The sequence below is a fragment of the Novosphingobium lindaniclasticum LE124 genome (assembly GCF_000445125.1).
GTDB classification, from domain to species: domain Bacteria; phylum Pseudomonadota; class Alphaproteobacteria; order Sphingomonadales; family Sphingomonadaceae; genus Novosphingobium; species Novosphingobium lindaniclasticum.
On record NZ_ATHL01000151.1, the window covers coordinates 54,427 to 74,939 of the forward strand.

At 66.2% G+C, this 20,513-nt stretch carries 15 protein-coding genes; 11 read left to right on the top strand and 4 right to left on the bottom strand.

Annotated features, from left to right (window positions below; all coding sequences use genetic code 11):
* The first annotated feature begins 10 nt into the window (after positions 1 to 10).
* From manD to L284_RS45350, 7 genes are all read left to right on the top strand, one after another.
* A complete protein-coding gene (gene manD, locus L284_RS45320) occupies positions 11 to 1,222 on the top strand; it encodes a D-mannonate dehydratase ManD (RefSeq protein ID WP_021236059.1) in 1,212 nt (403 codons plus the stop codon).
* Positions 1,223 to 1,236: 14 nt separating this feature from the next.
* Positions 1,237 to 2,541 (top strand): MFS transporter, encoded by a 1,305-nt coding sequence (locus L284_RS45325; RefSeq protein WP_200861690.1) that lies wholly within the window; start codon positions 1,237 to 1,239, stop codon positions 2,539 to 2,541.
* The gene (gene uxaC / locus L284_RS45330; RefSeq protein ID WP_021236061.1) at positions 2,538 to 3,950 is read left to right on the top strand and encodes a glucuronate isomerase; all 1,413 of its coding nucleotides are present in this window, start codon (positions 2,538 to 2,540) and stop codon (positions 3,948 to 3,950) included. The genes L284_RS45325 and uxaC overlap by 4 nt, the downstream gene beginning before the upstream one ends.
* Complete coding sequence (locus L284_RS45335; RefSeq protein ID WP_021236062.1) at positions 3,947 to 5,407, top strand: mannitol dehydrogenase family protein; 1,461 nt, start codon at positions 3,947 to 3,949, stop codon at positions 5,405 to 5,407. The genes uxaC and L284_RS45335 overlap by 4 nt, the downstream gene beginning before the upstream one ends.
* Positions 5,404 to 7,083 carry a GH35 family beta-galactosidase gene (locus tag L284_RS45340; protein ID WP_021236063.1) on the top strand — a complete coding sequence of 560 codons (1,680 nt, stop codon included), beginning with the start codon at positions 5,404 to 5,406 and terminating at the stop codon, positions 7,081 to 7,083. Before L284_RS45335 ends, L284_RS45340 begins: the two co-directional genes overlap by 4 nt.
* A gap of 135 nt (positions 7,084 to 7,218) precedes the next feature.
* Complete coding sequence (locus tag L284_RS45345; protein WP_021236064.1) at positions 7,219 to 10,128, top strand: TonB-dependent receptor; 2,910 nt, start codon at positions 7,219 to 7,221, stop codon at positions 10,126 to 10,128.
* 85 nt (positions 10,129 to 10,213) lie between these two features.
* Positions 10,214 to 11,434 (top strand): SGNH/GDSL hydrolase family protein, encoded by a 1,221-nt coding sequence (locus L284_RS45350; protein WP_021236065.1) that lies wholly within the window; start codon positions 10,214 to 10,216, stop codon positions 11,432 to 11,434.
* 122 nt (positions 11,435 to 11,556) lie between these two features.
* Here the strand turns inward: L284_RS45350 and L284_RS45355 are convergent, their stop codons facing one another.
* Complete coding sequence (locus tag L284_RS45355; protein WP_021236066.1) at positions 11,557 to 12,612, bottom strand: glycoside hydrolase family 43 protein; 1,056 nt, start codon at positions 12,610 to 12,612, stop codon at positions 11,557 to 11,559.
* Between the two features lie 259 nt (positions 12,613 to 12,871).
* Here L284_RS45355 and L284_RS45360 point away from each other — a divergent pair, with 259 nt between their 5' ends.
* Entirely contained in the window at positions 12,872 to 13,081 is a 210-nt protein-coding gene (locus L284_RS45360; protein ID WP_021236067.1) for a hypothetical protein, read from the top strand.
* A 71-nt stretch (positions 13,082 to 13,152) separates the two neighbouring features.
* Here L284_RS45360 and L284_RS47760 read toward each other — a convergent pair whose 3' ends face one another.
* Positions 13,153 to 13,335 (bottom strand): YbdD/YjiX family protein, encoded by a 183-nt coding sequence (locus L284_RS47760; protein WP_021236068.1) that lies wholly within the window; start codon positions 13,333 to 13,335, stop codon positions 13,153 to 13,155.
* Complete coding sequence (locus tag L284_RS45365) at positions 13,332 to 15,368, bottom strand: carbon starvation CstA family protein (protein WP_031343204.1); 2,037 nt, start codon at positions 15,366 to 15,368, stop codon at positions 13,332 to 13,334. The genes L284_RS47760 and L284_RS45365 overlap by 4 nt, the downstream gene beginning before the upstream one ends.
* Before the next feature lie 292 nt (positions 15,369 to 15,660).
* Here L284_RS45365 and L284_RS45370 point away from each other — a divergent pair, with 292 nt between their 5' ends.
* The 3 genes from L284_RS45370 (at position 15,661) to L284_RS45380 (ending at position 18,850) form a co-directional block, all read left to right on the top strand.
* Positions 15,661 to 17,037 carry an ATP-grasp domain-containing protein gene (locus L284_RS45370; protein WP_031343205.1) on the top strand — a complete coding sequence of 459 codons (1,377 nt, stop codon included), beginning with the start codon at positions 15,661 to 15,663 and terminating at the stop codon, positions 17,035 to 17,037.
* Positions 17,034 to 17,837 carry a sulfite exporter TauE/SafE family protein gene (locus L284_RS45375; protein ID WP_021236071.1) on the top strand — a complete coding sequence of 268 codons (804 nt, stop codon included), beginning with the start codon at positions 17,034 to 17,036 and terminating at the stop codon, positions 17,835 to 17,837. The genes L284_RS45370 and L284_RS45375 overlap by 4 nt, the downstream gene beginning before the upstream one ends.
* 326 nt (positions 17,838 to 18,163) lie before the next feature.
* Entirely contained in the window at positions 18,164 to 18,850 is a 687-nt protein-coding gene (locus tag L284_RS45380; protein ID WP_021236072.1) for a CDP-alcohol phosphatidyltransferase family protein, read from the top strand.
* 9 nt (positions 18,851 to 18,859) lie between these two features.
* Here L284_RS45380 and L284_RS45385 read toward each other — a convergent pair whose 3' ends face one another.
* Entirely contained in the window at positions 18,860 to 20,434 is a 1,575-nt protein-coding gene (locus L284_RS45385) for a Na+/H+ antiporter (protein ID WP_021236073.1), read from the bottom strand.
* Between the last annotated feature and the right edge of the window lie 79 nt (positions 20,435 to 20,513).

Consider the following 20,513-nt stretch of genomic DNA (forward strand, 5'->3'; position numbering starts at 1 on the left):
GATCCATCCCATGCCCAAGATCGTCGATGCCAAGGTCATCATCACCTGCCCGGGTCGCAACTTCGTCACGCTCAAGATCACTTGCGACGACGGCACCACCGGTGTCGGTGACGCCACGCTTAACGGCCGCGAGCTTTCGGTGGCCAGCTACCTGACCGACCATGTGATTCCCTGCCTGATCGGCCGCGACGCGCACCGTATCGAGGATGTCTGGCAGTACCTCTACAAGGGCGCCTACTGGCGCCGCGGCCCGGTGACGATGACCGCCATCGCTGCCGTCGACATGGCGCTCTGGGACATCAAGGGCAAGATCGCCGGCCTGCCGGTCTACCAGCTGCTGGGCGGTGCGAGCCGTGAAGGCGTGATGGTCTACGGCCACGCCAACGGCACCACCATCGAGGACACGATCGAGGTCGCGCTCGATTACCAGGCGCAGGGCTACAAGGCGATTCGCCTCCAGTGCGGCGTGCCCGGCATGGCCTCGACTTACGGCGTCTCCAAGGACAAATATTTCTACGAGCCCGCCGACGCCGACCTGCCGACCGAGAACGTCTGGAACACCGCGAAGTACCTGCGCGTCGTGCCCGAACTGTTCAAGGCCGCGCGCGAGGCGCTGGGCTGGGACGTCCACCTGCTGCACGACATCCACCACCGCCTGACCCCGATCGAGGCGGGCCGTCTCGGCAAGGACCTCGAACCCTACCGCCCGTTCTGGCTGGAAGACGCGACCCCCGCCGAAAACCAGGAGGCGTTCAAGCTGATCCGCCAGCACACCACCGCGCCGCTGGCCGTGGGCGAGATCTTCAACTCGATCTGGGACTGCAAGGACCTGATCCAGAACCAGCTGATCGACTATATCCGCGCCACGGTAGTCCACGCAGGCGGCATCACGCACCTTCGCCGGATCGCCGCGCTGGCCGATCTTTACCAGATCCGCACCGGCTGCCACGGCGCCACCGACCTTTCGCCGGTCTGCATGGCCGCCGCGCTGCACTTCGACCTCTCGGTGCCGAACTTCGGCGTGCAGGAATATATGCGCCACACGCCCGAGACGGACGCGGTCTTCCCCCATGCCTATACGTTCGAGAACGGCATGATGCACCCGGGCGAGGCGCCGGGCCTGGGCGTGGACATCGATGAGGAACTGGCCGCGGGCTACGAATACAACCGCGCCTTCCTGCCGGTGAACCGCCTCGAAGACGGCACGATGTACAACTGGTGATCGCGGTGAACGGCGTGACGCCTATCAGTGAAACGGTGGTTCCCGGGCCGAGCAAACCCTCGGGCCGGATCCGCTGGATCGTCTGCGCGCTGCTCTTTGCGGCGGTGGTGCTGAGCTATGTGGACAGGCTGGTCCTGCCCACGCTCAAGCCCGAGCTTCAGGCGCGCTACGGCTGGAGCGAGAGCGGCTATGCCGACCTCGCGATCTGGTTCCAGGCCGGCTACGGCATTGCCTACGTGTTCTTCGGCCGCCTGATCGACAAGATCGGTGCGCGGGCGGGCTATGCCCTGGCCGTGACGCTGTGGACGGTCGGCCACATGGCGCATGCGCTGTTCACTTCCACCAGCGGCATGCTCTTCGCGCGCATTCCGCTGGCCATCGGCGAGGCGGGGACGTTCCCCGCCGCCATCGCCGCCACCAACGAGTGGTTCCCCAAGCGCGAGCGCGCTTTCGCCATCGGCATCTTCAACGCCGGTTCCAACGTCGGCGCGATCCTGACGCCGCTGGTGGTGCCGGTGATCGCGCTGACGCTGGGCTGGCGCTGGGCCTTCATCCTCACCGGCCTGCTGACGGTCCTGTGGCTGGCGGCATGGCTCGGCTTCTACCGCCGCCCGCGCGACAAGAAGAACCTCAGCGCCGAGGAACTGGCGTGGATCGAGGCCGACCCGGTGGAGAAACCGCGCCCGGTCAAGTGGCGCGCGCTGTTCGGCTATCGCCAGACCTGGGCCTACATGCTGGGCCGCTTCCTGATCGATCCGGTCTGGTGGACGTTCCTGTTCTGGCTGCCGGACTTCTTCAACAAGCAGTTCGGCGTGAAGATGCTGGACTTCGGCCCACCGCTGATCGCCGTCTATCTGCTTGCGGACGTCGGCTCGGTGCTGGGCGGCTGGGCTTCCTCGCGCTTCATCGGCCGGGGTTGGACCATCAACCGCTCGCGCAAGACCGCGATGTTCCTGGCCGCGCTCTGCGCCGTGCCGATCGCGCTGGCGCCGGGTGCGCCGGGCCTGTGGACCGCCGTGGCGCTGGTCGGCCTCGCCTGCGCCGGACACCAGGCGTTTTCCGCCAACCTCTACGCGCTGCCGGGTGACACGATGCCGCGCTGGATGACCGGCTCGGTCGTCGGTCTCGGCGGTCTGGCCGGTGCGCTGGGCGGCATGCTCATGGCCAAATTCGCCGGCACCATCCTCGAGACCGTGGGCAGCTATGAGCCGATCTTCGTCGTGGCTTCCTGCGCCTATCTCGTGGCGCTTGGCGTCATCCACCTGATCCTTCCCCGCTACCAGGTCGCCGATCCCGACCGCGAGAAAGCCACAGCATGACCCGTCCGCTCGTTCTCTATCCCGACCGCCTGTTTCCCGCCGATCCTGGCACGCGCGCCATTGCGCGCGCGCTCTACGAAGGCGTGAAGGACCTGCCCATCGTCAGCCCGCACGGCCATACCGACCCGGCCTGGTTCGCCTATGACGCGCCGTTCACCGACCCCGCTTCGCTGCTGATCGTGCCGGATCATTACGTGTTCCGGATGCTCTATTCGCAGGGCGTGGCGCTGGAATCGCTGGGCGTGCCGAGCGTCGACGGCAGCCTGGTGGAGCAGGATCCGCGCAAGATCTGGGCGATTTTCGCGCAGCGCTATCACCTGTTCCGGGGCACGCCCTCGCGCATGTGGCTGGACTGGGTCTTCGCTGAGGTCTTCGGCCTCGACGTGCTGCTGGATGAGAGCACGGCCGACCACTACTACGAAGTGATCGACGCCGCGCTCAAGACCGAGGCATTCCGCCCCCGCGCCCTGTTCGAGCGCTTCGGCATCGAGGCGATCGCCACCACCGAAGGCCCGCTCGACCCGCTCGTCCATCACCGTGCGATCCGGGAAAGCGGGTGGAGCGGCCGGGTCGTCACCGCCTACCGCCCCGATCCGGTCGTCGATCCCGAAACGCCGGGCTTCGCAGCCAAGGTCGCGAAGTTCGGCGAGATGGCGGGCGAGGACGTTTCGACTTACGCAGGCTATCTGGCCGCGCACCGCTTCCACCGCGCCCGCTTTCGCGAGGCCGGAGCCACCTCGACCGATCACGGTCATCCCAGCGCCCGCACTGCCGATCTCTCGCCCGAGGATTGCGAGGCGCTCTATCGGCGCGTGCTGGCTGGCGCGAGCAAGGAGGACGCCGAACTGTTCCGCGCCCAGATCCTTACCGAAATGGCGGGGATGAGCGTGGAGGACGGCATGGTGATGCAGCTTCACCCCGCCGTCTATCGCAGCCACAACCAGGCCGTGCTCGACCGCTTTGGGCGCGACAAGGGCGGCGATATTCCGCTGCCGGGCGAGTTCGTGCAGGCTCTGAAGCCGCTGCTCGACCGCCATGGCAACGACCCGCGCCTGACCTTGATCCTCTTCACGCTCGACGAGGACGTCTACTCGCGCGAACTGGCGCCGCTGGCCGGGCACTATCCCTCGCTGCGCCTCGGCCCGCCGTGGTGGTTCCACGATTCTCCGGAGGGCATGCGCCGCTTCCGCGAGCGCACGACCGAGACGGCGGGCTTTTATAACACCGTCGGCTTCAACGACGATACCCGTGCGTTTCTCTCGATCCCGGCGCGGCACGACGTGGCCCGCCGCATGGACTGCGCCTGGCTGGCACAGCTCGTGGCCGAACACCGCCTGCCCGAGGACGAGGCGCACGAAGTCGCCCGCGCCCTCGCTTACGATCTCGTCAAGGCGGCGTACAAGCTGTGAGACTTTCGACCGAGACTCTCGCGCAGGTTCCTGCTGCCGTCGCCCGTCCCGCCTATGACCGCGCGGCGGTCAAGGCGGGGGTCGTCCATCTCGGCATCGGCGCCTTCCACCGCGCGCACCAGGCCGCCGTGTTCGAGGCCGCGCTGGCATCCGGCGATCTGCTCTGGGGCGTAATCGGCGTCTCGTTGCGTTCGGCTTCGGTGCGGGACCAAATGACCCCGCAGGACGGGCTTTACACCCTGCTGGTGCGCGAAGGCGAAAAGCAGACGCCGCAGATCATCGGCGCCGTGCAGCGGGTACTGGTCGCGCCCGAGGACCCGGAGGCGGTGGTGGCCGCGCTGGCTTCGCCCGATACGCATCTCGTTACCCTGACGGTCACCGAGAAGGGCTATTGCCTCGATCGCAAGACCGGCCGTCTCATGGCCGAGGACGCGGACGTGGCTGCCGATCTCGCCGGGCTGGAGCGCCCGCGCACGGCGGCGGGGTTTCTGGTCGCGGCGCTGGCGCGTCGACGTGCCGAGGGCCTCGCCCCGCTCTCGATCCTCTCCTGCGACAACCTGCCCCACAACGGCGCGCTGCTGAAAGGCGCGGTGCTCGCCATGGCCGAGGCGCACGATCCGGCGCTCGCCACATGGATCGCGCAAAATTGCACGTTCCCCGCCACCATGGTCGACCGCATCGTTCCGGCCACGACGGACGAGGACATCGCCGGTCTTGCGGGCCTGATCGGTTTGGAAGACCGGGCCATGGTCAAGGCCGAACCTTTCCTGCAATGGGTGATCGAGGACAGCTTCGCAGGCGCCCGCCCCGACTTCGCTGCACTGGGAGTCCAGCTCACCGATGCCGTCGCCCCGTGGGAGGAAGCCAAGCTGCGCCTGCTCAACGGTGCGCATTCGGCCATCGCCTATCTTGGCGGCCTTGCAGGCGACCGTTTCGTCCACGAATTCGTCCGCACTGCTCAGGGCCTGCTCTTCGTGGAGCGGCTCTGGGACGAAGTGGTGCCCACGCTGGACCCGCCCGCCGGGCTCGACATTCCCGCCTATCGCCGCGAACTGATGGCGCGCTTCGCCAATAGCGCGCTCCAGCACCGTACCCGCCAGATCGCCATGGACGGCTCGCAGAAGCTGCCGCAACGCCTCCTCGCGCCGCTGGGCGCGGTGATGGAGCAGGGCGGCTCCTGCGCCGCCATCGCGCTGGCCGTGGCAGCGTGGGTACGCTGGCAGGCCGGGACGACCGATGCCGGTGAGATCTTCACCGTCGACGATCCCGCCGCCCCGGCGCTGGCCGATGCCATGCGCAATGCGCCGACCCCGCGTGCCCGTGTCATCGCCGCGCTCGGCGTGCTCGGCTATGAGCCAGACGCCGCCGCGCTCGACGCTATCGCCGCGCACCTCGGCCATCTCGAAACCTCCGGCGCCCGCGCCGTGATCGCTGCCTTCCTGGGAGAGAACGCATGACATTCCGCTCTGCCTTGCTGGCAGTCTCCGCCCTCGCGACCAGCCTGAGCCTGGCCGCCCCCGCGCTAGCCGATGCGCCGCGTCTTGAGCGAAAGGGCGATACGCAGCAGCTCATCGTCAACGGCAAGCCCATGCTGATGATCGGCGGCGAACTCAGCAATTCGGCATCCTCCAGCGCCGCCTACATGGAGCCGCACTGGAAGCGCCTGACGGAAATGAACGTCGATACCGTGCTTACGCCGGTGTCGTGGGAGCTGATCGAGCCCACCGAAGGCACGTTCGACTGGTCCTCGGTGGATTCGCAGATCAAGGCGGCGCGGGCCAACGACCTCAAGCTGGTGATCCTGTGGTTCGGCGCGTGGAAGAACTCCATGTCCACTTATGTCCCGGCCTGGGTAAAGCGCGACCAGCAGCGCTTCCCGCGTGCGCAGCTTCCCAATGGGCAGGGCGTGGAGATCCTCTCGACCTTCGGCGGCGAGACATTGAAGGCCGACCAGCGCGCCTATGCCGCGCTCATGGCGCATCTGAAGGCGGTGGATTCCAAGGACAACACCGTCGTCATGGTGCAGGTGGAGAACGAGATCGGGATGCTCCCGGTCGCGCGCGACTATAGCGCGGCTGCCAATGCCGCTTATGCCGAGCCGGTCCCGGCCGAGCTGGTGAACTACCTTGTAGCGCACAAGGATTCGCTGGTTCCGGGCATGCGCAGGATGTGGCTGGAGCGCGGCGCGCGTACCAGCGGATCGTGGGACGAGCTGTTCGGCGGCGGCGATGCGGCGGCGGAAGTCTTTGCCGCCTGGCATTATGCCCGGTTCGCGAACCAGCTCGCGCAGGCCGGCAAGGCGGCCTATCCGATCCCGATGTACGTCAACGTTGCGCTCAACCGTCCGGGTCGCATCCCCGGCGAATATCCCAGCGGCGGCCCTTTGCCGCACTTGCTGGACGTGTGGAAAGCGGGCGGCCCGCACCTCGATTTCCTGGCGCCGGACATCTACTTCTCGAGCTTCGTGGACATCGTGAACGGCTACAAGCGGCCCGACAACGTGCTGTTCATTCCCGAAGCGCACAATGCCAGCAATCCTACCGGCGCGGCGAACGCGTTCTACGCGATCGGCCAGCTCGACGCGATCGGCTTCAGCCCGTTTTCAATCGACTCGGTGGATCAGGATCCCGGTGGCCTCAAGGATGCCTACGGCGTGCTCCAGCAGCTCAAGCCCTACATCCTGGATGCGCAGGGTACCGACCGCATGGTCGGCTTCAAGCCGCGCCAGCTCTATGACGAGACGCTGGTCTACGAGCCGGAAACCCGCGAAGTCGGACCCTACCGCTTCACGATCGCCTACGCCGATATCCAGAAGCCGGTGGCGCACCCCGGCGCAGATGTCTCGCAGCCGGGTTCTGCGGCCGCCATCGCAGCGGCAGGCGGCATGATCATCCAGATCGGCCCCGAGGAATACCTCGTCGCAGGACAGGGCGTGACCGTGACCTTCAAGCCGCTGGCCGATGCCGCCGCGCTTGCCGGTATCGACTCGGCGTTCGAAGGTAAGTTCGATGCTTCCGGCAAATGGGTGCCGGGTCGCCTGCTCAACGGCGACCAGACCCATCAGGGCCGACACATTCGCCTGGAGGCCGGAAAATGGCAGATCCAGCGGGTAAAGCTCTATACTTACCGCTAGAAAGATACCGCTAACATAAGTGTTGACGCGCCACTGCTCGAGGCATATGTATATCTTAATGATAGCGCTACCAGCAGTGGCGTACCCGTGATCCGCCCGGAGGCGGACGCAAAATGACATGGGAGGGGATTACCAATGCGATCCGACCGTATTTCCGTTCGTGCCGTTCTCCTGAGCGCCGCCGCGCTTTCGAGCTTCATCGCACCTGCCGCTTTCGCGCAGGACACCGCAGCGCCGGCCGCCGTAGACGCGCCGCAGGACGATGCCTCCACGGAGCCGTCGGCGGGTGACATCATCGTCACCGGCATCCGCGGTTCGCTCCAGAGCGCAACCAACGCCAAGCGCGAGGCCGTGACTTTCGGAGACTCGATCTTCGCCGAAGACATCGGCAAGCTGCCCGCCACCAACCTCGCCGAAACCCTGAACCGCATGCCCGGCGTGCGCCTCAACCGCGACATCAACGGCGAAGGCACCCAGGTCGCCATTCGCGGCCTCGGCCCCAGCTTCACCCGCGTGCTGCTGAACGGGTCCCAGCTTCAGGTGGCGTCCGATGGTGGCACCAACGGCGGCAGCGCCAACCGCGAAGTCGATCTCGATTTCTTCCCGTCCGAGCTCTTCACCCGCCTCGACCTTGCCAAAAGCCCGACGCCCTCCACCCTCGAAGGCGGCATCGCCGGCACCGTCAACTTGCGCAACGCCCGTCCCTTCGACAAGGAAGGCACCCACATCACCGCCGTGGCACAGGGCCAGTACACCGACAGCAACGGCAAGATCAGCCCGCGCGGCGCACTCGTCGCCAGCCACACGACCGACACTTTCGGCATTCTCGTCGGCGTGGCGGGCGTGAAGACCAAGACCCGCGTCGACGGTTTCGAGACCGTGGGCTGGGGCGACGGCAGCCTGGGCGCCGGCGATGCCGGCAACAACAACTGGAACTGGGCCTCGGTCGTCCCCGCCAATGCCGGTCACGGCCTCATCCCCGGTCAGCCGGTGGACGTGGTCGCCACCTCGGGCCTGACGCGCAGCCAGCTCAGCACCGCGCTGCTGCCGCGTCTGGGCCGCAACAGCCTGACCACCGGCGACCGTTCGCGCATCTCGGCGCTGGCTTCGCTCGAATGGCGCCCCAGCGACGAACTGCACTTCGCCCTCGACGGTATCTGGGCCAAGTCCAAGCGCAACTACGACAAGATCAACATGAACTGGCAGGTCCGCAACTCGGGCCCCGGCACCGGCGCCCAGGCGACCGGCGGCATGATCCCGATCGACCTGACCGTGGACGACAACGGCGTGGTGACGAGCGGCACTTTCGCCAACTCGTCGTTCTTCCTCGAAGCCAGCCAGTTCAAGCAGACCACCAAGTTCTGGAACATCAACCCCAGCCTGACCTGGCAGCCTTCCGACACCGTCAAGGTGGAGGCGAGCGCCAACTGGTCGAAGAGCAAGTTCTTCCGCGAGCAACCGACGTTCGCGTTCCAGACCCCGCCGAACTCGGGCGTGGATGTCTATTACGACAATACCGGCGCCGCCAACCGCCCGCTGATCACCACCAACATCGATCTCAACGATCCGAATCTCGGCTGGCAGTGGTATCGTCAGAACATCCAGCTCGTGCGCCGCAGCACGGAAACCAAGGGTGCGCACCTCGATACGACGATCGGTGACGATCAGTTCAGCATCAAGTTCGGCGGCGCCTACGACCGGGCGCAGCGTTCGATCCGTGCCTATGACAACAGCCCGGCCTACCAGCTTTCGGTTTGCGGAGCGGGCTGCACCGGCGCCACCGGAACCGTGCCGACCAGCGCGATCGGGCAGTATCTCAACACGTTCCCGGTGAACGATTTCGGCCATCTCGCCAGTGGCAGCGTCGGCTACAACGCTTTCGTGGTGCCGGACTTCGACGCACTGAGGGCCGCCACCAATTACGCCGCCTACCGCGACTCCGCGCCCGAAGCGCGCGGCGCGGTGACCGGCGGCGCCACCGGCGACATGGACGAAACCGTATGGGGCGCCTACTTCGAACTGAACGGCGTCACCCAGATCTTCGGCCGTGACCTGCACGTCAATGCCGGCATGCGTTACGCGCATACGCGCCAAGTCGTCGTCGGGCCGAGCCAGGTGGGCAACACGATCATCGATATCACGTCGAAGTCGAACTACGACAACTTCCTGCCTTCGATCAACGTGACCTACGATCTCCTGGACAACCTCAAGCTGCGCGCTTCGGCTTCGCGTACCATGACCCGTCCGGACGCAGGCCAGATCCTGCCGGGGATCACCTTCTCCGATCCCTCGGCACTGGTCGCCACCGCGGGCAACCCTGACCTGACGCCCTACACCTCGGACAACTTCGATATCGGCGGCGAGTTCTACACCGGCGGCATCGGCTACATCGGCGTGTCCGCCTTCATGAAGAACATCCAGGGCTTCACGGAAACGCAGGTCACCAGCGCCAGCTTCGGTTCGCTGAACATTCCGTTCGACGGCCTGATATCCACGCAGCAGGATGCGCTGCGCAACCGCGCAGCCGCCACGGGCGTGGCGATCGCCGACCTGCCGATCACGGTGAACCGCCCGGTCAACCTCGCCGACCTCAAGATCAAGGGCATCGAGGCGACCTGGGTACAGCCGCTCGATTTCCTGGTGCAGGGTCTCGGCTTCTCCGCGAACGGCACCCACCTCAAGCAGTCGTCGTCCTCGGGCCTGGTCGCCACCGGCGTCTCGCCCTATTCGTACAACCTCCAAGGCTTCTATGAGAACCATGGCTTGTCGATCAGCCTGAACTACGTCTGGAACGACAAGTCGATTGCGGTGAACGGTCCGCAGAACAACATCCCCGGCGCCGCGCTGCGCGCCGATGCGCGCGGCCAGCTCGACCTTTCGGCCGGCTACCAGCTGCCGTTCCTCAATGAGGGCGTGCGCCTGACGCTCGACGTGCTGAACATCACCAACGAGCCGATCCGCACCACCTTCGAATATTCGAACGCAGCATATTCGGTCTACTATCCCGGCCGTCAGGTGCTGGTGGGCCTGCGCGCCAACTTCTGATTGTTCTTGCAGGGAACTCCTCCTCCCTGAAAACTCCGAGCCGGCGACCCACGGGCGCCGGCTCGTTTCTTTTTGAGGATCCGCAATGCTGCCGAAACTTCGTCCCTTCGCCCTCACCGCCGCACTTCTGACGACGGGAGCGGCGACGCCCGCCCTGGCGGCGGCATGCCCCTGGATCGCCGCCTGGGGATCATCGCAAATGGTGCCGGGCGCCGACAACGCGCTTCCCGCCGAGGCCTTGCGGGATGTCACCTTGCGGCAGATCGTTCGCCCCTCGATCGGCGGCAGCGGGCTGCGCGTGCGCTTGTCCAATGCGTTCGGTGACACCCCCCTGGTGATCGAGGGAGCAAGCGTGGAGCGGGCCTTGCAGACGGACAAGGCGGCTATCGATGAGAAATCGCTGACGCCGCTCCGCTTCTCCGGCAAGATGCATGTCGTGATTCCGCCCGGCGCCGAATGGCTTTCCGACCCGGTGGACAGTCCCATCAGGGCTTTCGAGGACCTGGCCGTCTCGATCCATGTTCGGGCGGTGCCTCCGCGCCAGACCTCGCATCCGGGATCACGGGCGACATCGTACTGGCTTCCCGGTAACCACCTCGCAGATGCGGACCTGCCGGGCGCGCGCGAGGTGAACCACTGGTTCCTGCTCTCCGGCATCGAGGCGAGTGCCTGCCGAACGGGCGCCGTGGTCGCGCTCGGCGATTCCATCACCGACGGACACGGCGCCACCACCAACGGCAACGACCGCTGGACCGACGTGCTGGCACGGCGTCTGGGCGGCAAGCGGGCCGTGATCAACCAGGGAATCGGCGGGAACCGCGTGCTGCTGGACGGGCTTGGCCCCAACGCCATGTCACGGCTGGACCGCGATGTGCTGGCGCTCCCCGGCGTCACGCACCTGATCCTGCTGGAAGGCATCAACGACCTCGGCGTGCTCACGCGCGACCAGCCGGTCAGTCCCGCAGAACATGCCGCCATGGTGGAGCAGGTCACCGGCGCCTACGCCCAGATCGTCGCCCGAGCACGGGCGAAGGGGATCAAGGTCTACGGGGCTACCCTGCTGCCGTTCATGGGCATGGCATACTATCACCCGGATGCCCTGAACGAGGCGGATCGTCAGGCGATCAATGCCTGGATCCGCAAGCCCGGCCATTTCGATGCCGTGATCGACTTCGACAAGGTCATGCGCGATCCTGCACGGCCTGATCGGCTCAATCCGGCGTTCGACGTGGGCGATGCGATCCATCCCAATCCGGCCGGGTACAAGGCCATGGGGGAGGCGGTGCCGCTGGAATTGTTGCGCTAGGGGGTCCGTTTCGAGACATGGGCTGGTCATTGCCAGCAGTCCCGGATCAGGTCCGGGACGACGCCCGGCTCCGGTAAGAGCCTGGCATGGCGGACACGAGGCTCGTGTCCGCCATGCTTCGTTCAGCGGACGAAGGGATCGATCGTCTTGATCGTGCCGTCCTCGTTGTAGTGCAGCTGCGTGACCTTCACGTTGCGCAGACGCGTCTGGCCGGAGAGCTGGCTGTCGGCATAGAACAGCCACCACTTGCCGTCCTTTTCGACGATCGAATGGTGCGTGGTCCAGCCTTCCACCGGCTCCAGGATGCGGCCCTTGTACGTGAAGGGGCCATAGGGGGAATCGCCGATGCCGTAGGCGAGGTAATGCGTGTCACCCGTGGAGTAGCTGAAGTAGTACTTGCCCTTGTACTTGTGCATCCAGGCGGCTTCGAAGAAGCGGCGGTCGTGGTCCCCGCCGAGCAGGAGCTTGCCCTTGTCGTCAACGATCTTCACTTCGCGCGGGGTCTCGGCGAATTCCAGCATGTCGCCGCTCATGCGCGCGACGCGGGGGAGCAGGGCCGGCTTGTCGTCGGCCTGAAGGTCGGTCTTCGAGCCCTCGGGATCGTACTTGCCGTTCACGTTGCGCTGGAGTTGACCGCCCCAGATGCCGCCGAAGTACATGTAGCTCTGGCCGTCGTCGTCGGTGAAGACGGCCGGGTCGATCGAGTAGCTGCCCTTGATCGGCTGCGGCTGCGGCTTGAACGGACCCATCGGATCCTTCGAGGTGGCCACGCCGATGCGGAAGGCGCCCTCTTTGTCCTTGGCGGGGAAGTAGAGGTAATAGGTGCCGTTCTTGAAGGCGGCGTCCGGCGCCCACATCTGCTTCGAGGCCCAGGGCACCTGCTTCACGTCCAGCGCGACAGGGCCGATGGTGACCTTGCCGCCGACATCGTCCATCGACAGGACACGGTAGTCGCGCATCTCGAAGTGACTGCCGAGGTCATCCTCGGGCGTGGGGCCGTCGATGTCGTGGCTGGGGTAGATGTAGATCTTGCCGTTCCAGACATGGGCGGAGGGATCGGCGGTGTAGATCTCGCTCACCAGCGGCTGCGACAGGTATTTCTTGTCCGCAGCCGCCTGCGTGGAATCGGCGGAAGCGGTGGGTTCGGGCGCCCCGCCGGTGCCGTTGCAGGCTGCCATAAGGCCGCACAAAGCGGTTGCCCCAAGGGCTGCGTAAATTCGCCTCGACACATTCATCTCCCGGTCGCTGTGACGTTATCGAGAAAAGATAGCGCTAACATTCAATCCGCACAACCGGATATCTCGGCTGTTCGAGAGTGAGAGCCCATTCCCTTCCGATAGCCGCCCGCCAAGTTTACCGGAGCGAAACTCCGGCTATCGTAATTGCCATTGCCGTGGGCGCGCCAAGCTGGCAGGGCTCGGAGCGAGGGCAATGCACATGACTATCCTGCAAGACATAGAGAAGCTCGTCGCCCGGCTCGCGCCGGAGCCGGTCTGCGACGACTGCATCACGCAAAGGCTGGGCCTCAGCGTACTGCACCATGCCGACTTTCAGACCCGCGAACTGGTAGGCACCAATGGTTTCGTGCGCAGCAAGGACGCATGCAGCCTTTGCGGCGAGACCAAACTGGTGATTCGCCGGCACTGAAGTGCGTGCTGGCATTCAGTTCGCGTTTTTGACCCGACGATCTTTTTCCCGCGTCGGCCGAGATCGAGGAATCAGCAGCACCGCCCGCCGTTTTTCCCGCCATACCGCGCCTCCTGCCGGTCGCGGAAGAAGGCCCGCCGATCCATGATCGGACGCTCGGGATGGTGCGCCGTCATGTGACGGACGTAGTCATCGTAATCCGGCACCCCGACCATCAGCCGGGCCATGCGGCGCAAGGTCTGGACCATGTTCATGCCGCCGCCGGGATTTCATGGACGGTCGGCACGGCGCTGCGGCGCGAGGCCATGCAGGTGCGCCAGGTGAAGACCATCAGCGAGAGCACCACGGCCAGGAACACAGCCACCAGTACAGCATCGACCCGGTCGTTGAAGACGATGCGCTCCATCTGTTCCATCGACTTGGCCGGGGCGAGCAGTTCGCCTCTTTCCAGCGCGCCGGAGAACTTGGCGCCATGCGCCAGGAAGCCCACGGCGGGATCGGATGAGAACAGCTTCAGCCATCCTGCGGAGATCGTGCAGACCAACAGCCAGGCGGTCGGCAGCAGCGTGACCCAGGCATGGCGGTCGCGCTTCATGCGGAACAGCACGGCGGTCGCCAGCATCAGCGCAATCGCGGCCAGCATCTGGTTGGAGATGCCGAACACCGGCCAGAGCGTGTTCACGCCGCCGAGCGGATCGGTGACGCCTTGATGGAGGAAGAATCCCCAGGCGGCGACGCAGAGCGCGGTGGCGACGAAGCCGGGGATCTGACTCTGGCTTTCGCTCAGGCGCGGCATCGCCAGCGCCATGAGGTCCTGCAACATGAAGCGGCCCGCACGGGTGCCGGCATCGACGGCGGTGAGGATGAACAGTGCCTCGAACAGGATCGCGAAGTGATACCAGAATGCCTTCATTGCCGGGCCGCCGACGACATGGGAGAAGATTTCCGCCATCGCCACGGCCAGGGTCGGTGCACCGCCGGCGCGGGAAATGATCGTGTGCTCGCCCACGTCTCGCGCAGTCTGCGTGATGGTCTCGGGCGAGATGGCGAAGCCCATCGCCGTCACGGCCTGGGCGGCGCTGGCGGCGTCGGTGCCGATCAGGGCGGCGGGGCTGTTCATCGTGAAGTAGATGCCCGGATCGAGGATCGCCGCGCCCACCAGCGCCATGATCGCCACGAAGGCTTCCATGAGCATGGCGCCGTAGCCGATCAGGGGCGCATCGGTTTCGCTGGCTATGAGCTTGGGGGTGGTGCCGCTGGCGATCAGGGCATGGAAGCCTGATACGGCTCCGCAGGCAATGGTGATGAACAGGAAGGGGAACAGCCCGCCCGAAAAGACCGGTCCGCCGCCGCCGACAAAGCTCGTCAGCGCGGGCATCCTGAGCGGCGGCGCCATGATGACGATGCCGATGGCCAGGGCGGCGATGGCGCCGATCTTGAGGAAGGTCGAAAGGTAGTCGCGCGGGGCCAGCAGCAGCCAGACCGGCAGGACCGAGGCGACCGCGCCGTATCCGATCAGGATCCAGCAGAGTTGCAGCGGGGTGAACGTGAACAGCGGTCCCCATACCGGCGACTGCGCCACGGCCTGACCGTAGACGATGGCGGCCAGCAGGCCGACCAGGCCGAGGAAGGAGACTTCACCGATCCGCCCCGGCCTGATCCAGCGGGTATAGGCGCCCATGAACATGGCCAGCGGAACCGTGGCCGCCACGGTGAACATGCCCCAGGGGCTCTCGGCCAGTGCCTTGACCACGATGAGCGCGAGCACGGCCAGGATGATGACCATGATCATGAACGCCCCGAACAGCGCTATCGTCCCGGCCGCCTGGCCCATCTCCATGCGGATCAGTTCGCCCAGCGAGCGCCCGTCGCGCCGCATCGAGATGAACAGGACCATGAAGTCCTGCACCGCGCCGGCCAGCACGACGCCGCCGATGATCCACAGCGTGCCGGGAAGGTAGCCCATCTGCGCGGCGAGCACCGGGCCTACCAGCGGCCCGGCGCCGGCGATCGCGGCGAAGTGGTGGCCGAACAGCACGGTGCGGTCGGTCGCCACATAGTCCAGCCCGTCGGCACGGCGAAGGGCGGGCGTCGGCCGCGACGGGTCCAGCTTCATCACATGGCGAGCGATGAACAGGGCGTAGTAGCGATAGGCGACGAGGAAGCAGCAGACGGCGGCCACCACGATCCACAGCGCGTTCACGGCTTCCCCGCGCGAGACCGCGACCACCGTCAGCGAAATCGCGCCGACGAGACCGGTGAGGAGCCAGGGCAAGTGGCGGATCATGTTGCTCTCCTTTGGGCGCCGTTTCCCGCGCCCGTCGCTAGCGTGCATAAAGCCCTGCGCGGACGAGGGAACCGGAAAGTTGACGTCGTCCGGCATCGAGTCCGGGACGACGACCGGTTTCCATTGGGTCTATGACAGGCAACCAAAGATCGTTGGCGGACGTTCCTTTGCGTGGCACCAAGGCGCTCCCCTTGAGGTGACCTGCCAATGTGCTTTGTTTCTAACAAGTTGACATGCCGCTTGCGGTACGGTGAAACTGCCGGCCGCCGTCTTTCCCGGGGGAAATGAAGCCTTGCGTGGCTGGATACTGTTTCATCGGGAACTCGATCCCGCGAACTCGGAAGTGCCGGAGGTCCTTCGTTTTCAGGAGGCTGCCACCGCCATGGGGATCGAGCTGCTGGTGCTCCATCCGCACAAGTTCGACCTCGTGGTCGGCGCCGAGGAAGACTGGAGCACCACCTACCAGGGCCGCCTGGTGGAGCGACCGGACTTCGTGATCTGCCGTACCGGGGCGGAGACGGACTACTTCACGCTTGCCCTGCTGCGGCATCTCGAACGGCGCGGGGTGCGGCTGGTCAACGGCCCGGCGACGATCGAGCAGGTCGCCGACAAGCTGCACACCCTGCAGAGCCTCAACCGCGCCGGCTTGCCGATCCCGCGCACGATCCTGGGCACATTCCCCATGGACGTGGATCTGGTCGAGCGTGAACTGGGCTTCCCGGTCATCGTCAAGACGCTCAAGGGAACGCGGGGAGCAGGGGTCCTCAAGTGCGAGGATCGCAGCCAGTTCGAGGATCTGGCCGGTCTGCTGGAAAGCGCCGATGCCCAGGCGGATTTCATCCTCCAGCACTACGTTCGCGCCAGCCACGGCCGCGACGTGCGGGTGCTGGTCGTGGGCGGGCGAGTGATCGCGGCGATGGAGCGGCGCTCGCTGACGGGCGGGTTCAAGTCCAACGTCTCGCTGGGCGGCGTGGGCATCGCCTACAATCCGCCGCCGGAAATGGCGGAACTGGCTGTGCAGGCGGCCGATGTGCTGGAACTGGACGTGACCGGCATCGACATTCTCTTCGACGAGGAAGGCTACCGCATCTGCGAGGCGAACTCGGCGCCGGGCTTCCAGGGGCTGGAACGGGCCACGGGATACGACGTGCCTTCCGCAATCCTCGAATGGGTGGTCTCGACCCAGGTGGAAGCGGCGCCGGTCGTTGCGCCGGCGGCCGAGAGCAATGCCCTGGCCGACCTTGCCTTCGGCGGCCGGGCGGGCCTGCGGGCCCTCAGCGATCGCAATCCGGAATATCGCCGCTTCGCCAGTGCCGTGGGGGTCCGCATGGTCGGGGCGGGGCTGAGCTGCCTGGCCCACGCCACCCTGCCGCCCGCGCTGTCGGATCGCAAGAGCCGCGTCGGTCTCGGTCTGCGAACCCTGTTCGACGGCCGGGTGGATGCGGATCTCTCCGCTCTCAACGACCATGAACAGGAAAGGACGTTGATGACCGTGCTGGTCGCGGCGATCTGGGCGGCGGTTCTGCCGTGGCTGGCGGGTGCGGCCGTGGTGCCCAGCGCGGTGCTTTCGGTGATGGCCCTGTGCTTCCCGCTGCTGTTCATGATGACGGCGCCGGCCGGACGCATCGGCCGGTCGGCATCGTCCCTGCGCAGGAAGATCGTCGGATGATCGATGCATCCGTTCTGTCGCTCGACATGATCCCGTGGAGCGACCTGGCTCCTTTCATCGTCGCCGGGTTCCTGGCGCAACTGGTCGACAGCGGCCTCGGCATGGGCTTCGGGGTCCTCGCCAATTCGCTGCTCGTGCTGCTCGGCCTGCCGCCGGGCGCGGCTTCTGCGGTGACGCACCGGGTGGAGGGCTTCACCAGCGGCGCCTCGGGACTGGCCCATGCCTTGCAGCGCAACGTCGACTGGCCGCTGTTCGGCCGCCTGGTTCTGCCCGGCATTCTCGGCGGACTGCTGGGCGTCTGGGTGCTCACGAGCGTCAGCATGGCGATCCTGCGGCCGGCGGTGCTGGCCTATCTGGCGGCCGTCGGCCTCTATCTCATCTGGCGCGGCCCGCGACGGCCGCAGTCCTATCGCCGCATGAAGCTCGTGGGGCCGCTCGGCCTGTTTGCGGGTTTCCTGGATGCCTCGGGCGGGGGCTGGGGGCCGATGGTGACCGGCAATCTCATGGCGCAGGGCATGACGCCGCGCATGGCGATCGGCACCGCCAACGCCGCGGAGTTCTTCGTCTCGGTCACGGTTCTGACGGCCTTCATCGGGCGGCTGGGCTTCCACTCCTTCACGATCGCCGCTTCCGGGCTGCTGATCGGCGGTATCGTTGCGGCGCCCTGCGGTGCCTTCGTGACGCGGCGCATTTCTCCGCGCCGCCTGATGGAACTGACCGGGGCCATCCTGGTGGCGCTGAGCCTGGGCGGCCTGGTCTCGCTGATGTTCTCTCCGATCCCGCTGTTCGCACGGCTCTAGTCGCGGCAGGGCCAACGAAAACAGCTTGTTGGCGCCGAGCCGAGGGCAGGGCGAGGCGACCGCACGACCCGCAACTGGCCAATCGGCGCATCCTCGGCTATGAGGCCCCGATCACCGGCTGGATTTTGCATGTCGGGGACTGAGAGACCGCCGGGCTCCCGCAATCAGGAGCTATGGATGGAACTCTCTGCTACCTTTTCGATTCCCCTCTCGCGGGCCCCTTTCTCAAGGACAGTGCGCGCGGGAAGCGGCTGGCTTTGGCCTGTCGTGTTCGACATGCCATCAACCGCCAGCGATTCCGGCCTCCGATATTCGAGACGACCTGCATGAACGCCAAGACCCAAGCCCACCCCGCCCCGCCCACCCGCATCCAGGAAAACCTGCTGGCGCGGCGGGAGCGGCAGCTCCTGCAATGGCTTTGCGCCCGCATGCCGCGCTGGGTGACGCCCGACCTGCTGACGGCGCTGGGACTGGTCGGCGCCTTCATGACCTTCGGCGGCTACGCGGCCAGCAACCTTTCGGCGGATTGGCTGTGGCTGGCAATGGCAGGGTACGTCGTGCAGTGGTTCGGCGATTCGATGGACGGCAGCCTTGCCCGCTTTCGCAAGATCGAGCGGCCGTCCTATGGCTATTTCATAGACCACAGCTGTGACGGTTTGACGACGGCGCTGATCGTCTGGGGGATCGGCACCACGCCCTACGTGACCATGGACGTGGCGATGATCGCGCTCGTGGGATACCTGCTGCTGTCGATCCACGCCTATCTGGCCGCCCGCGTCCTCGGCGAATTCAAGCTCTCCTATCTCCAGGCCGGACCCACCGAACTGCGCTTCATGCTGATCGGCCTGACCGCGATGATGATGGTGCTGGGCACCGGAACCGGACTGTTCGGAGCGATCTCCGGCTTCGACGTGTTCGTCGGCTCGGTGGGAGCGATCCTCATGGCGCTGTTCGTCATCCAGACGCTCGTCACCGGCAAGCGCCTGGCGGCTTCCGAGCGCCGGACGCTCTGAGTTTACGCCCTAGGCCTTGGCGGCGAGGGCGCTCATTTCCTCCAGGTCCAGGTCGTGTTCCAGTTCCTGCAAGGTTTCCTCGTCGATCTCGCCGTTGCGGTGGAGGCGCAGAAGCTCTGCGCGGCCTGCCGCCACCGCTTTCAGGATGAGGTCGAAGTGGGCGTGGAGGGTTCCCGCATGGACCTCTTCCTGGCCGGCGTAGTCGAGAGACAGAGCCGCCTGGTGCCGGTAGCGGTCCAGCAGCCTCGGGTGGATCACGGCGCCATCGGCATCGTGGGCGTGGCTTTCGACGACCGCTAGCTGCGCCTGCGCCATCGCGGCTTCGGCTTCGCTCATGCTGAGGTGCCTTGGTTCGTTCTTCGGCGCTTCCAGGTTGGCCAGCCTGATGACGGCCCCCAGGGTCGTGCCCTGGATCAGCACGGTGCCGATGATGACGGCGAAGGCGGCGACCAGGATGAAGTCGCGTCCCGGAAAACCTTCGGGCACGCTCAGCGCCACCGCCAGCGTGACCACGCCGCGCATGCCGGCCCAGCCGAGGACCGTGGCCGAACGGGCGCCGATAGGGTCGTAGCGCCGCACGCCGAACAGTCGCACCAGCCGGATCACGCCGTCCGATCCGAACACCCAGGCGAACCGGGCCAGGGTCAGCGCCGCGAGGATCGCGAGGATCGGCACCGCCATTTCGTCGAGCACCACGCCGAAGCCGCCGATCCTCTCGATCACGCCGCGCAGCGAGGAGCCGATGAGGAGGAACACGAAAGCTTCCATGAGGAAGATCATGACCGCCCAGAAGGCCGTGCTGTTCATCCGCACCGTCGCGCTGAACACGACATGCTGATACCAGCCGCAGATCAGCCCCGCCGCGACCGTGGCTATGACGCCGGACAAGTGGAAGCTCTCGGCAAGGAGGTAGGAGGCCCAGGGAGCCAGCAGCGACGAGGCGATCATGAGGTACTTGTCCTCGAGCCGGGGCGCGAGCATCACCCAGCCGGCCCCGATCGCGGCACCGACGATGGCGCCGCCCAGGGAAAGCAGGGCGAAGCTCCCGAGTGCATCGACCATGCTGAACGCGCCGGTCGCTCCGGCCGCGATCGCGAAGCGGAACAGCACGAGGCCGCTGGCGTCGTTGAACAGGCTTTCCCCTTCGAGCAGGATCGACAGTCGCCGGGGCAGGTGGACCCGCTGGAGGATGGCGCGGGCCGAGACCGCATCCGGCGGGGAGACGATCGCGCCCAGGGCGGCGCAGGCGGCCCAGGGCAGGCCGGGCACGGCCCAGTGCGCGACTGCGGCAACCGCGACGGTGGTGAAGACGACCGATCCCACCGCCAGGGAGGCGATGCCGATCACGTGCCGCTTGAGGCTGTGGATGGCGATGAACCAGGCGCCGTCCATCAGCAGCGGCGGCAGGAAGATCACCAGGACCAGTTCGGGATCGAGTTCGATGACCGGCAGTCCGGGAAGAAAGGCGAACAGCGCGCCGCCCGTCAGCAAGGCGACGGCGGGGGGCAGCCCGAGCTTATGGGCCGTGAAGTGCAGCACGATGATCGCCAGCAACATGGCCACCACCAGTTCGAAGAGTTCCATGGGACGCCTGCTTCCGGAAATTTCGTGAGAACGAGGATCGACATAACGGCTGTTCCGACGAGGTCCAGCCGGTGGAGCG